This is a genomic window from Pseudarthrobacter sp. AG30, from assembly GCF_003116525.1.
Lineage (GTDB): Bacteria > Actinomycetota > Actinomycetes > Actinomycetales > Micrococcaceae > Arthrobacter.
In genome coordinates, this window is record NZ_QEHL01000014.1 from 41,157 (window position 1) to 55,717 (window position 14,561).

Genomic DNA, 14,561 nt, shown 5'->3' on the forward strand with positions numbered 1-14,561 from the left:
AGTCGCTATGAATCACCATCTGGACCGGCGCCGCTTCCTGGGCCTATCGGTCGCCACCGCCGCGGCCGCAGCCCTGGCCGCATGCACTGCCAGCACTAAACCCAGCACCACGACGGCGCAACGCATGACGGCCACCGACCCAGCCGTCGCCGAACGTGAAGCCGTGCGCCCCTCTTCCGGGAACACCGTCACCCAACCCCTGCAAGCGGCTGCGCTCACTGCCGCGGTGGCAACCAAGACAATCACCACCTGGGGGTACAACGGCGCACTGGCCGGACCAGCCATCCGTGCCAAGGCCGGGGACCGCCTGAGCGTGAATCTCGTCAACGACCTCAAAGACGCCACCAGCATCCACTGGCACGGACTCGCCCTGCGCAATGACATGGACGGGGTCGCGGGCCTGACCCAGGACCCCGTGGTCGGAGGGGGCACGTTCACCTACGATTTCCGGCTCGCCCACCCCGGCACCTACTGGTACCACTCCCACGTGGAGATGCAGCGCGAACGCGCCCTGTACGGTGCCCTGGTCATCGAAGACCCGGCCGAGGAACTTGTCTACGACCGCGACTGGGTCATCATGCTCGATGACTGGCTCGACGGCATCACCGGCACCCCGGACGAAGTCGTGAAGGAGCTCTCCGGCGGCATGCCCATGTCCGGGTCCATGCCCGGAATGGACCACGGATCCATGGGATCGACTTCCTCCCCCTCGCAAGGATCATCGGGCTTGAGCCATATGCTGATGGGCTCCCGCAGCGACTTTTTGGGCGGTGACGCCGGGGACGTCCGCTACCCGTTCCACCTGTTCAACTCAAAGGCACCGGACCAGGCCGAGATCCTGAGCGCGAAAGCAGGGGAGGTCATCCGGCTGAGGATCATCAACGCCGCCGGGGACACCGCCTACAGGGTAGGGATCCCGGGACAGAAAATCACCCTCACCCACACCGACGGGTTCCCGGTTAAACACCAGGACGTTGACGCCGTGGTCCTCGGTATGGGCGAACGCATCGATGCGCTCCTCACCGTCAGGGACGGCTATACCCCCGTCATGGCGCTGGCCGAGGGCAAGACCGGCCAGGCACTCGGGTTCATCAGCACCGGCACCGGCAGGAAGCCCCTGCCCGCCGTACTCCCGAACAAACTGGAAGGTACGGTGGTGGACGGGGGCCAGCTGAAAGCCGATCCTAAAGTCGCGCTGGCGGACAAAACCCCGGACCGGACCCATGACGTTCACCTCACCGGCAGCATGATGAACTACGACTGGGGCATCAATGGCAAACGCTTCGACATGAACAACCCGTACGGTAACACCTTCGATATCAAGGCAGGTGAACGGGTTGAAGTGAATTTCATCAACGACACCGACATGTGGCACCCGATGCATCTGCACGGGCATACGTTCCAGGTCTCCGGCGGCGGGGCACGCAAAGACACTGTCATTGTCCGGCCCAAACAGACCGTGACGGTGATCTTCGACGCCGACAACCCGGGCCAGTGGCTCACCCACTGCCACAACGCCTACCATGCCGAACGCGGCATGATGGCCGTCTTCTCCTACATCAAATAAGGGACCCGGCCATGAACACCCCTGTCGCGACAGAACTGTTCTTCCCCTCCCCTACCGTCAGTGCCTTCCAACTCGGGCCGTTGACGGTACGCTTCTATGCCCTGGCGATCCTGGCGGGCATAGTCTTCGGGGTGTGGCTCACCGCACGGCGGCTGCGGGCCCGGGGCGGCAGCACGGCCCAGACCCTGGACATCGTGGCCTGGGCGGTACCGTTCGGCATTGTCGGCGGAAGACTTTACCACGTCATCACCGACAACCAGCTCTACTTCGCTCCAGGAAAAGACCCTTGGGGTGCGCTCAGGATCTGGGAAGGGGGCCTGGGGATCTGGGGAGCGGTCGCTCTTGGACTCGTCGGCGCCGCGATCGGCGCCCGCCGCGCCGGGGTCCCCTTCACCGCGTTCGTGGATGCCGCTGCCCCGGGACTGCTGATCGCCCAGGGGCTGGGACGCTGGGGCAACTGGTTCAACAACGAACTCTACGGCCAGGCCACCGACCTGCCCTGGAAACTCCAGATCCATGCCATGAACCAGGCCACCGGGCAGGCGCTGACCGGACCCGACGGCAGCCCCGACATCATCGGCTACTTCCAGCCGACCTTCCTCTACGAATCACTCTGGTGCCTCGCGGCGGCGTCGTTGCTGATGTTCCTGGACCGCAGGTATGTGTTAGGCGCCGGGTCGGTGTTCGCGTTGTACATCACCTTCTACACCGCCGGCCGGTTCGTGTTCGAGCTGCTCCGTTCCGATCCCGCCAACACCATTCTGGGGCTCCGGGTGAACACCTGGGTTGCGGCGCTGGTGTTCCTCGCCGGGCTGGTGCTCTTCCAGGTCCGCCAGCGCCGGCCGCCCTCGGCAGTAGTGCATCGGAACGTCAGCACGACCCGGCCTACTACCGACATTCAAAGCAAAGGAGCACCGCTATGAGCAACGCAGCCAAGCGACGCAGTGAACACCAGGCGATCGTCGCCTCGATCCGCGCGAAACAGAAAGCAAAGCAACGCAAATGGAACCTTCTGGTCTATGGCGGCTTTGGCCTGCTCCTGACTGCCATCATCACCATTGTTGCCATCACCGTGGTGGGCTCCCTCCAGGAACGCAACCAAGCGGCGGACGAGGCCCGCAAACCCATTCAAGGCGTCCAGACGTTCACTGGCCTTTCCCGCAACCACGTCCAAACGGCTGTGGAGTATCCTCAGGAACCGGGCGTGGGAGGAGACCACGCCCCGATCTGGACGAACTGCGGGGTCTACACCACCCCCATCAACGAACAAAGTGCAGTCCATTCGCTGGAGCATGGCGCCGTGTGGCTGACCTACAAGCCCGACCTCGCCGCCGCCGACATCGCAACACTCACCGGCCTGGCCCGGGACAAACCGTACGTGCTCCTCAGCCCGGACACGAACCAAACAGCACCGGTAAAGACGACGGCATGGGGAACACAGCTCGAACTAACGACAGCCGACGACGCCCGTATCCCCGTATTCATTCGCGCCTACGCGCAATCCAAGAACGCACCCGAACCCGGGGCCGCCTGCACCGGCGGAACCAACGGCTGACCCGCCCCGAAAAGGACCATCATGAAAAACTACCGCAAGCCAAAACAACCGACCGATTCCCAGTCACGCTATCGGCGGCACCGGCGGCTGGTTCGCACCGGGCAGGTCCTCATGGCCCTCGGCGCCCTCGTGGCCATCGCTCACTGGGTCGCCCACCTCGCGCCCACAGGGCAGGGACCGAGCATCACGGAGGACATCTTCATCGGCTACCCCACCGGCGCTGTACTGCTCCTCGCTGGCGCTGTCATCGCCGGACGCACCGAGACGAAATAGCACAGGCATGCCGCCCCTGGATGTTGTCCTGACCTCCTGGACGATGAACTGGCCAGCCCTGGCTCTCTTTACCACGGCCGCACTGCTCTACGCCCGCGGCCTCCGGGCCGCCCGGCAACGGAGGGTCCGCTGGCCGTGGCGGCGGACCGCAACCTTCTACGCCCTGGGCCTGGGCAGCTTTGCGGTGCTGAGCTTCGGTTTCACCGGCGTGTACAGCCACGATCTGCGGTGGGTCTTCACCCTGAAAATCACCTCATACCTGTTCATCGTTCCGCTGCTCGTCACCGCGGGCAAACCCCTCACCCTGGCCCGGGCAACCCTCGGGCCCGCCGGGACGGCAAGGCTGGACCGGTTCCTGGGACACCCGGTGATGCAGGCCCTGGCCAACACGGTGGTCGCCGCGCTGCTGGGCCTGGGAATTTTCACGCTCTTTCTGACACCCCTGTTCTACCCCTTGCGGACCGGCCCGTTCTGGGACATGGCCCTCACCGTTCTCGTGCCGCTCACCGGGATGCTGATGGTCGTGCCCATCATCGAAGATGCCTCCTCCAAAACCGTCAGCGCGATGATCATCGTCGAATTCATCTACGTCTTCATTGAACTGGTCGCCGACGCCGTGCCCGGGATCATGATGCGGATCAGCCCGCAAATCCTGGACGGGGCCACGCAAGGCCTGAGCGGGCATGCGGGCTGGCTCCCGGGACCGCTCCGCGACCAACAACTCGCCGGTGACCTGCTGTGGTTCCTGGCAGAAACAGTCGACGTGCCACTGATCATCCTGATGTTCGTCCGCTTCGCCCGCAGCGACCGGAATGAAGCACGCTCCTACGACAACCTCACCGACGACCAGCTCGAGGCTCTCAACCGCGAACACCTGAACGGCCGCACCCACCTGCCCCAAGGTCCGCCCTGATCCCCACTGCCATGGCGCCTTCACACAGTTCCCGAACGCGCGAGAACTCCAACCCCTGCTACCGACCTGAGCCACCAGCCACGTCATCCAGGCCGCCTCGCGAAGGACACTCCCAAAATCTCCGGCCCAAACACAGGGCACCCGGGAGGGCTGCTCCCCTCCTGAAGTCACTGCGAACCGGGCCTCACTCACAACAGCAAGGGACGATCGTGCATCAAGTCACACCCCCTCTCCCCCTCGGCCTGACCAGAGAACGGCCGCTGTCCTGACGCGGCGAAGACTGGTCGCCACCGCCCTCCTGGGCGCAGCGGGCATCACAGCCCTGGCAGGATGCGGCTCCACTGACGCGCTGACCGACCAAGCGAAGGCGGGCGATAACAAGAACTACATCGCCGGGGATGGGTCCGTCACCGAATATGCCCCCGCGCAGCAGACCCCGCCGGTCGTACTGACCGGCAAACTCTACGACGGGACGGTGATCAGCTCAGCGACCTGGGCCGGCAGAGTTGTTGTACTCAACTTCTGGTACGCCGCCTGTGCCCCCTGCCGTCTCGAAGCCCCCCGCCTGGAGTCCCTCTGGGAGCAGTTTCAACCCGACGGAGTCCGGTTCTACGGCGTTAACATCCGGGACGAGGAACAGGCCGCGACTGCTTTCGAGCGGACGTTCGGGATCACTTATCCGAGCATGCAGGATAAGGATGGCGGGATTTTGCTGGCCATGGCACAGTACGTCCCGCCGCAGGCCGTACCCTCCACCCTTGTCCTAGACAAACGGGGACGGGTCGCCAGCAGGATCCTTGGCCTGGCCAACCAGGGCACCCTCAAATCCCTGATCGTCAGCGCGCAGGCTCAATGAGACCAGGCGGGGAACCAAGTGGGCTCTCGGCAAAGCTTGCACGGTCCGGGAAGGAACGTTGTTGATGGCCCGTTCCCATGGGGATGGTCGGCGGCTCACCCAGGAAGTCGTTTTCGGACAGCAGGAATGAATGGATACTGATGGAAACTGAGAAGAAAATGTGGCGTACCGATCAAGGGACGCTGCTGGACGTCGTTGTGGACCGGGCCGCCATGGAGTCGCGGCTCGCGGACTGCACAACCGTGGAACGGGTCTGGCTCCTCACCCTGCTGGGCCGCGGGGATGAAGCGATCACCGAAGGCCGTGGGCTCCTGGAAACCTCCGAGGATCCTTTCAACGCTCTACTTGTCCTGGCCCATGCCTACCAAAGGACCTACCAATGGAGGCAGGCCGCGCGGCTTCACGAAGAAGCGCTCCGGCTGGCCCATACCAGAACCAGGGAAGCTCTCGTGCGCCATCAGATAGGAAGGCGCCTTTTCGACGAAGGTCTCTACGCGGCCGCCGCAGCGGAATTTGACTGGGCCCAGGATCTGTACCGCCATGCCGGAAGGACACGTCAAGCCGAAACGTCCCGACAAGCCAAAGACCGCGCCCTGAAAATTCACGCGCAAGCCATGCCCCGGTAGGCCCAGCGCCTTCATTCCGTCCATCCGCCCGTCACGGACAGCAGTCCCAACACCATAGAGACAGGAGAAGATACAGCCCATACACCGCGGAGGCCGCCACCACCACGCGGCACTGCAGCACGCACCACAGTCAGCGTAACCACACGATAAGGAGAGAAAAATGACACATGGAACAACCCACAAGCTCCTGGACTCCTACCCCAAGGACCTGAGCGGTATTGACCAGCATAAACTCGCCGAATGCATCGCAGCCTGTTATGACTGCTCCCAAGCCTGTACCGCGTGCGCGGATGCCTGTCTCAGCGAGGACATGGTCGCTGAACTGGTCAAGTGCATCCGCACAGATCTGGACTGCGCCGACCTCTGCGCCACGACGGGAAACATCCTCTCCCGCCACACCGGCTACGACGCCAACATCACCCGCGCCGTACTCCAGGCGTGCGCCACAGCATGCAAAGCCTGCGCCGACGAATGCGAACAGCATGCCAGCATGCACGAGCATTGCCGGATCTGCGCCGACGCCTGCCAGCGCTGCGAGACAGCATGCAATGAGCTCCTCGCCGCGCTTGGCTAAGTAAACCCAGCCAGCAGCGGGGCGGCTGTTCTTTGCGCGCCCCGCTGCTCACAGAGCACTGTCCGGCCAAAATGGTGGTCGGTCCCGGGGCACGGTTATGCCTGACGACGTGGGCCGGCCGGGCCGAGTTCGTGCGCCCTCTGCCTTGACGACCAGGACGGCGATGAGGGTGGTGACAGGGATCGCAAGGACCAAACCCACAGAGCCAACCAGCGTGCGAACCACTTCCTCCGAGGTCTCGGCACTGGTCAGCACTTCCCCTAACGGCCGGCCATAGAGCATCACAATGATCAGGACAGGCAGCGCGGCTCCGGCATAGGCGAAGGCAATGGTGTAAACCGTCGAGGCGATGTGGTCGCGGCCGATGCGCATGGCGGACGTGAAGAGGTCGTGCGCCGTCGTTTCCGGAGCAAGCTCGTAGAGTTCCCACACGGCGGATGACTGCGCGATGGTGACGTCGTTCAGCACCCCGAGCCCCGAGATGATCAGCCCGCACAGGATGATCGCCGAGATCGAGATGTTGCTGGAGATGCTGGACAGGGTTGAGGCTTCAAAACCTGCTTTTCCCCACAGGTTCGCAGCATCCGTTGACCATGCGGCCAGCAGCGCGATGATGCCGAGCCCGAACACAGTGCCAAGCAGAGCTGTGGACGTGCGCGCGGAAAACCCGTGGGCGAAGTACAGCATGCCCATCATGATCACGGTAGATCCCACAAGGGCCAGCAGCACCGGGGGTTTCCCTTCTGCCAGGCCGGGCAGTATGAATGCTGCCAGAACCGCAAACGCCCCGACGAGGCCCATAAGCGCACGCAGCCCGCGCCAACGTGCCACGGTGACCACCACGACGGCGTAGAGCATGGCCAGCAGCAGAACAGGAACCGTGCGGACAAAGTCCACGAAAATGTAGCGCGGAGCCGCAGGGCTGGAAGCCACGCCAGGGGAAGCCGACAGGTCAACGTAGGTGATGTTGTCCCCCGCTTTGACACCATGGGACTTTGCCACATCAGGATTAATGATCACTTTCACAGGCGTGCCGCCCTTGTCCGGTTCGGTAAATGCAAAGACGCACTCCGTGTCCGCCTGGACCTGACTGCCCTGGTTTCCTGCCTGAACGCAACCTTCGTGCAGAACCCGCTGAATTCTGCCGCTCTCGAACGTGGCCCCGGGGGCGCCGGAATAAGGGTTGTTGAGGGCGATGCCTTCCCTGCTGCCTGATGGCCACATCCAGATCATGGCCACTAACGTCAGCAGTGCCAGCGGAGCCAGGATCACCAGGAGTAACCGGTTGGCCTGCCAGCGGGAGCCCGTCACAGTAGATGATGAGCCGTGCCCGGCATGGGGGCGCCCTTGTCCCTGAGCCATCAGGAGCTAACCCCGCATGGGAAATCTTTCGCGGCCCGATTCGGGGGACGTCCGTGGCCTTCGATCGATATGTCAAGCGCCGGCTCGTCGCCGCAGCTCCTCCACGACAAGGATGACAACGCCGGTATCACGAAAGCCTCCGTCCCCTCACTGTCCGTAGAACGGCTGCGGTCACTACTCCTCCGGCCATGATGACGAGACTGGCCGCGCCAGTGTCGAACAGCGGCGACGCAATAGCAGGAACCTCTCGTGCAGTGTCGGCAGCTGTAGTCACTGACAGCCAGTACCCGGCAGTCGCTGCAGTCCACACAGCCCCGGCGACGCAGACAACCCAAGTCACCGGGGAGAACCGGCAGCTGCCAGTTCCATACGACAAAGCGACCGCGAGTACAGCCATTCCCGCTGCCGCCAAAATCAGCCCTGCGAACAGGAACCGCCCCGCCAAAATTCCGACGAGGATGCATGCAGCAGCAACCAGGACCAGCCGTCTGGACGACAGCGGCATGCCGGCCTGAGGGCCAGAAACAGGAGAACTGGAGGTTTTCGTCCCGATTAATCATGTTTCCTTGCTTGCCTGCCACTGCTCCAAATCCCGTCCCAAAGGACCAACGGCTACGGTGGACGCTTGCAATCTAGAGTTCTCCATGACGCCTAACAAGGGCGTCATGGAGAACTCTACCGCTGGTAGGTGAGGATGGCCCAACAAGGGTGCTTCCAAGGACAGTCGGGACCTGAATCCCCGTTGGCTGTGACAGGTTTGTGGCGCCGGTAGGACGGTCATTCTGGCCCCACGTTATGACTCGACGGGCACTTGTGACGGTTATATCGCCCCAGCTTCAACTTTGGATTCATCAGTCGATGGATACGGCGGAGGGCTGGTCTGGCCGGAGTCAAGGTGGAGTTGTTCGCGCGGATCAGTGCGTTGTTGACCGGTGCAGGCGCATACCCGCGGGACAGATAGGGCTTGCTCGTCCATCGGTTGACCGAACCCACCGCCGGTGCGCCCGCTCGATACAGGGCCTGCTAGGTGGTCTCGTGCACCAGATGCAGCTCAGGCCGGTCAGGGAAAAGGGCCTTGATCCTGCGGCAGATCAAGCCGGACTCCACCACTTGCTCAAGTGCTTCTGGATGAATTCCCGCAGTTCGGGTCTCCCGGCGATCTTGCCCTGCCCGGGGCGTTGACGGCGGGTGCGGGCCAGCTTCTGCGCATGGTGTGGCGGTAACTGCCGCATTGGTGCCGGTTTCGGCGGTTCCCGGCTCAACGTCGACGGCGCCCTGCCCAGCTCCTGCACGTTTAAGCAAAGACTGTGCCCGCCGCGGTAGCGGTCCGCAATCGTGATCCGTTCGTCCTCCGACAGATACCCTGCGGAAACGGTCTCTGCCGGCTCCCTGATCAAGGACACAGCCGGATATTGATTAGTCATACCGAGGCCATCCAAACCTGTTACAGCCATACTTGCCAGGCTCATCGAGGAGCATGGCGGCCAGGAACTGTCGCATTCGACGGCCGCTTATGCCTGCCGCAACGTCATCCGAAGTTGCGCGGGCGTGCTTCCCGAAGTCTCAATCTTCAAGCGGGGGCCTCTGGTCACGTCAATTGGGGAGCGCCGTCCCGTCTGAGAGCAGGCAAAGGATTTCCTTCAGCACGGTTACGCTGGATGGGTGTTCTCGGCATTCCTGCGCCTTACCCCAAACCTGCCACGCCTGATACCGCGTATGCGGTTCCTCAAACAACCCGCCACCCAGGGATTGATTGAGCCCCCACGTCTCCAGAGGAGGTCGCCTTGAACTACCGGTTCCTGCTGACAAGGCGCTGGCTGAGCTTCCTGGTCCTTGCCGTTGTTGTCGCGGCGGCCTGCGCAGGGTTGAGCAAATGGCAGATGGATCGGCGCAACCAGGCGGTTGCTGAAATCCGGCGCGTCCAGCAAAACTACGTAAAACCTCCTGTGCCGTTCGAGCAGGTGGAACAGTATTTTTCGGTGTCTGATCCGGAAATTAAATGGACAACGGTGACGCTTAGTGGTCGATATCTGCCCCAGGATCAGCGGATTGTCAGGAACCGGCCAAACAATTCCGCGCCCGGTTATGAGATTCTTGTTCCCTTCCGACTCGGCACGGGCGACACGGTGATAGTGGACAGGGGCTGGTTACCCATCGGCAACTTAAGGTCTGGGTACCCCGATGTTGTCCCATCTCCACCAGCGGGAAATGTTGAGGTTATAATCCGGATCAAACCGTCCGAGCAGGCGCTTGAGGGTAGGACGGCGCCTGAGGGTCAATTGCCGAGTATCGCCCTGCCTGTCTATGCCAAGCAGTTGGAGTACCCACTGTTGACCGGCAGTTACGGGCTGATGGCCTCCGAGTCGCCTGCGCCCGACGTTTCGCCGCAACAGCTCTCCATGCCGGCTGTTCAGGAAGGATCGAACCTTTCGTACGCGATGCAATGGCTCACCTTTGGAATACTTGCCTTCGTTGGGTTCGGGCACGCGGCCCGCCAACAGGCCCGTATTGCCAAGGAGGAACACGAGGACCAGAGGCAGAGCGGCTCCCACGACCCGGCTTTACAGGTCCGCCGGGAGGACAAAGCCCGCAAACGCAACACTTCCGATGACGAAGAGGACGCCCTCCTCGACAGGCTGGGACTATAAAGGACACCGCGGGGATTCCCGGGACGCGACCGTCTCCATCGCGAGCCTTAGGCGGGCTGCCAAGGGCTGTCATTTTCCGGCGCGGACGATAGTGACGGCGCCCTTGGCGGTCATTCAGGTAGCGGGTGAACCGCGGTTTCGTTATTCCCTTCAGACCGGAGCCGAGGACCTGGCTGTTGCCGATATAGGTCCCGAGCTGGCCAGACTGGCTGGAAATCGGGGTGGCGTAATTCTGAACATCGGGCCCGTGTCTCCCACAGGGATGCCGGCAGTATTGAAGGTGTTTTCCACCAGCTGGTTCCAATCCGGGATCACCCGGTCTGGGCGTAGCTGACAATGTATGGAGCGCAGCTTCGAGCCAGTGTCGGATCCGTCGAGGTGGTGGTGGATGAAGCTAATGGAGCTCCTGGGCGTCAACCGGAGCCCGTCTGTTGCTGGGGAAGCCAGTAGGATCTACGCAAGGCGGGGCACCTGCTGCACCTGTCACCCTCGTCTGGAACGGCCTTGGTGGCCCGAGTTCCGGGACCGACGCTGCGCCAAGTAAAAGATTCCTCCGGCCACAGTGGGCAACGCCCCGGCGATGCCCACCGTCAGGGGGGCATTCTCATTATTCGGCGGTCTGAACCGGTCCCCGCGACATCGGCCGGGTCCGTTGCGGTCGGGGAGCTGGCAGCCGCCGGGGAAGTTGATGACGGCACGGGACCGTCACCGCCGTGGTTCATCCCGGGCATGCTGCTGCCGGAGTCAGCTGAGCAACCGGTCACGGCGATAGCGGCGGCAACGGCAACCGACGAGATGGTCATGTACTTCTTGCTCATGGGTGTTGTCCTGACACATCAACGACGCGGGAGCCGCGCCATTTAGGCATGTAGCTGAAATGGGATGCAAAAGCCGAGCCGGCCCTGTTCCTGGTTCGCAGCAGGGAGTCCGCCAGATCTCCCCACAGCGCCAGCGGGACGGGGAGGTCTCGGGGTGCGGTGGAACGTTTGACTGAGATCGTGTCCTGCCCGTGCGTGCTCCGGTGAAGCCTCGGTTTGCCCACTGCTGCAGCGGTGGCTTACACCCCGTTCAGCCATAACATGATGGCCTCCGTGGGGCAGCCTAAGCCAGGCGGGCTTGTTGTCGTCCGGCAATGCCGTTTCCTTGGGGCAGCTCCAGATACAGGACGCTCCATTGATGAGTTTCCCGGCCGGAGCGGCTGTTTCCGGTAATAACGTGTGGACTCGGTGAGGGATAGGTTCACACGTGGACACCTTCCTGGTTCACCTGCTGTCTTCCTGCCCCAGGCACTTTCTTGTTGCCGGGATCTTGGCTACCGGAGCGGAACGATCCGCCAAGGCCGTTGCCGAAGGGATCTGGTCTGGATTCATCAGAATTTCGGTGGCAGCATCACGGCCAAAGGTCGTCAGTGTCCACACCGTATCCCCTTCCTTGATCAGCCAATCGATCCCGTTGACGCTAACGCACCTGTCCGTGGTGGGGCCAGGGACGTTGACGCCGCAACGGAGGATCAACCGGGAGGGATCTCCCCATGCGGCTGTGGCTTGGCTGTTGGTCTTGCCCGACGTCGCGTCCCCGACAGAATTGGGCAGAGCCACCATCATCGGCGCGCATGCCGGGTTTGCCGCGTCCTTCGCAGAGTTTTACGTCCACTACCTGGGAGCACGCCGTAAGGAAAACACCTGCAGCCGCCGCCGAGATGCCGAACCAGCCGAAGCGCCCGGCCTGGGAGGTAATTCTGTGCAGCAGGCGCATCTCTACACTCTAGAGGACGCCCGGGACAGGCGCGTTTCAGGTCAGGATGGGTCTCAGAGGCCGAGGCACTGGTCTGGCCGCAACCGAACAGTGGCAGGCCGGGCTGCCGGAAGGTGCACAGGACCCGGCCAACGGCAAAAGATGAAGCAGACCTCGGCGCGAAAGGGTTCCCGGAACCCGGCCCTTCCCAACCTCCGACACCGCGGAGCAGCCCATTGAGCCACCTAGTTGTACCGGCAGGTGCCCGAAGTGCACGGCACTTTCGGCGCCTGCCGCTACTCTTATACGTGCCAGTGCTTTTGCGGAAGGAGGACCCTATGACTGTGGCCCGAATCGGCCCCGTCGCGTCGTCTCTCCGGCGGGCGGGCTTGGTGACCGTTCTTCTGTCCGTCGCTGCCGCTATGTTGGCTCTGCACATATTGGCCGGCGCTCATGCCACGGCGGCCAATACCTCGGTGTCGGGGGGCCCAAACATCGCCGCCGCCGCCGAGAGTGCTCACTCCCCCGTTTCGGCTGGTGGTGAGGGCAAAGCCGGCGGCCGGTCTTCCTGCATCACTGCCGCTGATTGCCCCAACATGTCACACACTGGCTCGAGCTGCGTCCTCTCAGCAGCCAAGACTTCATTGTCGGCGCAGCCACCTTCTGCAGCGTTTGACACCCAGGCCGCGCCCAGGACTGATGACGAGCGCCCCCACTATGTGTATCTAGGTGCTGCGCCGTCGCCCGGTGACTTCTGTATCAGCCGGACATAAACAATTAGCCGGAGATAAAAAAGGCTCTCCCGGCGCAGCCCCGGGACCGTTGCGGCAAATTCACGCCAACGTCCCCACTGCTGACAGTCTGAATCCGGGACACAACTCTCCTTACAACAACCAGGCCCACTCCACATCGGGAGCAGTTCCCAAGGCGCTTGGTTGCGCTGGAGTGTGGCTTTCAGGCTCGCGGGCAGGGAGGAGACCCTCTTGGCGCGGCACCGGAGGCTCCGCGTCTTCAGGACCCCATCCGCCACATACCCGACATTCGGGTTCCGTCCCGGCCTACAGTGCCCTGCCGGCGGACCAGATCAGGTAGCCGGGCACAAGCCGTGCGCGTGACAGTACCGGGCGCCGAAGACCGGGTTGATTTCAGCAAGCATCAGAACTGTAGAAGGGAAATGTTATGAGCGATATTCCACCGGCTGGGCGGTGGTCCGGCACGCGTGCAACTGGGCCGGGGAAGCTGCTGGGTTTTGTGGCGGCCAGCGTTCTGGCGGGCGTCCTGGTTGCTGGTTTGTTGGTGCCCGGGGCAGCGGTGGCAGGGGCGGCTCTGAGCGGCTCCAATGCGCTGTTCGCTAGTCTGCCGGCCGAACTGGCGGTCGAACCTCCTTCACAATCCACCAAGGTCCTGGCCTCGGACGGACAGATCATCGCCACTTTTTACGCGGAGAACCGCTCCAGCGTTCCGCTGGATGAGATGTCTCCGTACCTCAAGGACGCCATCGTGGCGATTGAAGACAGCCGGTTTTTCGAGCACGGCGGAGTCGACGGGCAGGGTATCCTGCGTGCCCTGGCACGCAACCTGACCACCGGCGCCCGGCAGGGCGCCTCCACGCTGACCCAGCAGTATGTCACCAACGTCATCAACGAATCCCTTGCTTCTTCGGGCCGCGAATCCGAAATAGTCCTCAACGGGCAAAAGGAAATTGGCGACAAACTGCGGGAGATGAAGCTGGCCATCGCCCTGGAGAAAAAGTTCTCCAAGGAACAGATCCTTGAGGGGTACCTGAACATTGTGTTCTTCAACCGGGACGCCTACGGCGCCGAAGCTGCGGCCCGGTATTACTTCAACACGACCGCGAAGGAATTAACCCTGCCGCAGGCCGCCCTCCTTGCCGGGTTGGTGAACAGCCCGAGTTTCTACGATCCAGCCGTAAACCCGGACAAATCCATCGCCCGCCGGAACCAGGTCCTGGGCAACATGCTCGCGCAAGGGAAAATACAACAGGCAGAGTACGACGCCGCGGTCGCGACCGGACCTGACCTGCAGCTCACACCCTCCCGGCAAGGCTGCGCCGGCGCCCAAATGGCACCGTACTTCTGCAACTACGTTGCGCGGTTGGTGCTCAACGACCCGGCCTACGGCTCCAACGTGTCGGAACGGGAAAGGAGGCTATACCGTGGCGGCCTGACGATCAATACCACTCTGGACAGCAGGCTGCAGAACGCGGCGCAACAGCAAGTCGATGCCACTGCCGGGCCAAACCTTGGCAAGTGGGGCGCATCCCTTATCACCGTGCAGCCAGGAACCGGGAAGATCCTGGCCATGGCCCAAAACACCGTGTACCTGCCGCAGGACGGGAAATTCGACACGCAGCTGAACTTTAATGTCGATGCCAAAGACGCCGCCGGGAACGACCTTAACGGGGCCGGTGGTGATTGTGTCAACGTGATCGG

General features: G+C 62.8%; 12 protein-coding genes and 1 pseudogene. 10 read left to right on the forward strand and 3 right to left on the reverse strand.

Going from position 1 to position 14,561, the window contains the following annotated elements:
• Nucleotides 1–7 precede the first annotated feature (7 nt).
• From DC347_RS13240 to DC347_RS13275, 8 genes are all read left to right on the forward strand, one after another.
• Nucleotides 8–1,567, forward strand: a complete 1,560-nt coding sequence (locus DC347_RS13240) for a multicopper oxidase family protein (protein WP_109045787.1) — start codon at nucleotides 8–10, stop codon at nucleotides 1,565–1,567.
• Between the two features lie 11 nt (nucleotides 1,568–1,578).
• Nucleotides 1,579–2,490: a prolipoprotein diacylglyceryl transferase gene (gene lgt, locus DC347_RS13245; protein WP_109045788.1), complete on the forward strand. Its 912-nt coding sequence runs from the start codon at nucleotides 1,579–1,581 to the stop codon at nucleotides 2,488–2,490.
• Entirely contained in the window at nucleotides 2,487–3,122 is a 636-nt protein-coding gene (locus tag DC347_RS13250) for a DUF3105 domain-containing protein (RefSeq protein WP_109045789.1), read from the forward strand. The genes lgt and DC347_RS13250 overlap by 4 nt, the downstream gene beginning before the upstream one ends.
• Before the next feature lie 21 nt (nucleotides 3,123–3,143).
• The gene (locus DC347_RS13255; protein ID WP_109045790.1) at nucleotides 3,144–3,395 is read left to right on the forward strand and encodes a hypothetical protein; all 252 of its coding nucleotides are present in this window, start codon (nucleotides 3,144–3,146) and stop codon (nucleotides 3,393–3,395) included.
• Between the two features lie 7 nt (nucleotides 3,396–3,402).
• Nucleotides 3,403–4,308, forward strand: a complete 906-nt coding sequence (locus DC347_RS13260) for a cytochrome c oxidase assembly protein (RefSeq protein ID WP_109045791.1) — start codon at nucleotides 3,403–3,405, stop codon at nucleotides 4,306–4,308.
• A gap of 388 nt (nucleotides 4,309–4,696) precedes the next feature.
• Nucleotides 4,697–5,164 carry a TlpA family protein disulfide reductase gene (locus DC347_RS13265; protein ID WP_368665755.1) on the forward strand — a complete coding sequence of 156 codons (468 nt, stop codon included), beginning with the start codon at nucleotides 4,697–4,699 and terminating at the stop codon, nucleotides 5,162–5,164.
• A gap of 77 nt (nucleotides 5,165–5,241) precedes the next feature.
• Entirely contained in the window at nucleotides 5,242–5,790 is a 549-nt protein-coding gene (locus DC347_RS13270; protein WP_240617792.1) for a hypothetical protein, read from the forward strand.
• A gap of 160 nt (nucleotides 5,791–5,950) precedes the next feature.
• Nucleotides 5,951–6,364, forward strand: coding sequence for a four-helix bundle copper-binding protein (locus DC347_RS13275; protein ID WP_109045793.1), 414 nt, complete (start codon nucleotides 5,951–5,953; stop codon nucleotides 6,362–6,364).
• A 48-nt stretch (nucleotides 6,365–6,412) separates the two neighbouring features.
• Here DC347_RS13275 and DC347_RS13280 read toward each other — a convergent pair whose 3' ends face one another.
• Entirely contained in the window at nucleotides 6,413–7,675 is a 1,263-nt protein-coding gene (locus DC347_RS13280) for a YibE/F family protein (RefSeq protein WP_240617793.1), read from the reverse strand.
• Between the two features lie 1,835 nt (nucleotides 7,676–9,510).
• On the opposite strand from DC347_RS13280, the gene DC347_RS13285 reads away from it, so the two are divergent.
• Entirely contained in the window at nucleotides 9,511–10,374 is an 864-nt protein-coding gene (locus DC347_RS13285) for an SURF1 family protein (protein ID WP_109045795.1), read from the forward strand.
• A gap of 590 nt (nucleotides 10,375–10,964) precedes the next feature.
• Here the strand turns inward: DC347_RS13285 and DC347_RS21515 are convergent.
• Both DC347_RS21515 and DC347_RS13290 read right to left on the reverse strand, forming a co-directional pair.
• Complete coding sequence (locus tag DC347_RS21515; protein ID WP_133247090.1) at nucleotides 10,965–11,192, reverse strand: hypothetical protein; 228 nt, start codon at nucleotides 11,190–11,192, stop codon at nucleotides 10,965–10,967.
• A gap of 444 nt (nucleotides 11,193–11,636) precedes the next feature.
• A pseudogene (locus DC347_RS13290) lies at nucleotides 11,637–12,129 on the reverse strand (DUF3515 domain-containing protein).
• 1,158 nt (nucleotides 12,130–13,287) lie between these two features.
• Here DC347_RS13290 and DC347_RS13295 point away from each other — a divergent pair.
• A partial coding sequence (locus tag DC347_RS13295; RefSeq protein WP_133247091.1) for a transglycosylase domain-containing protein occupies nucleotides 13,288–14,561 on the forward strand: 1,274 nt, incomplete at its 3' end.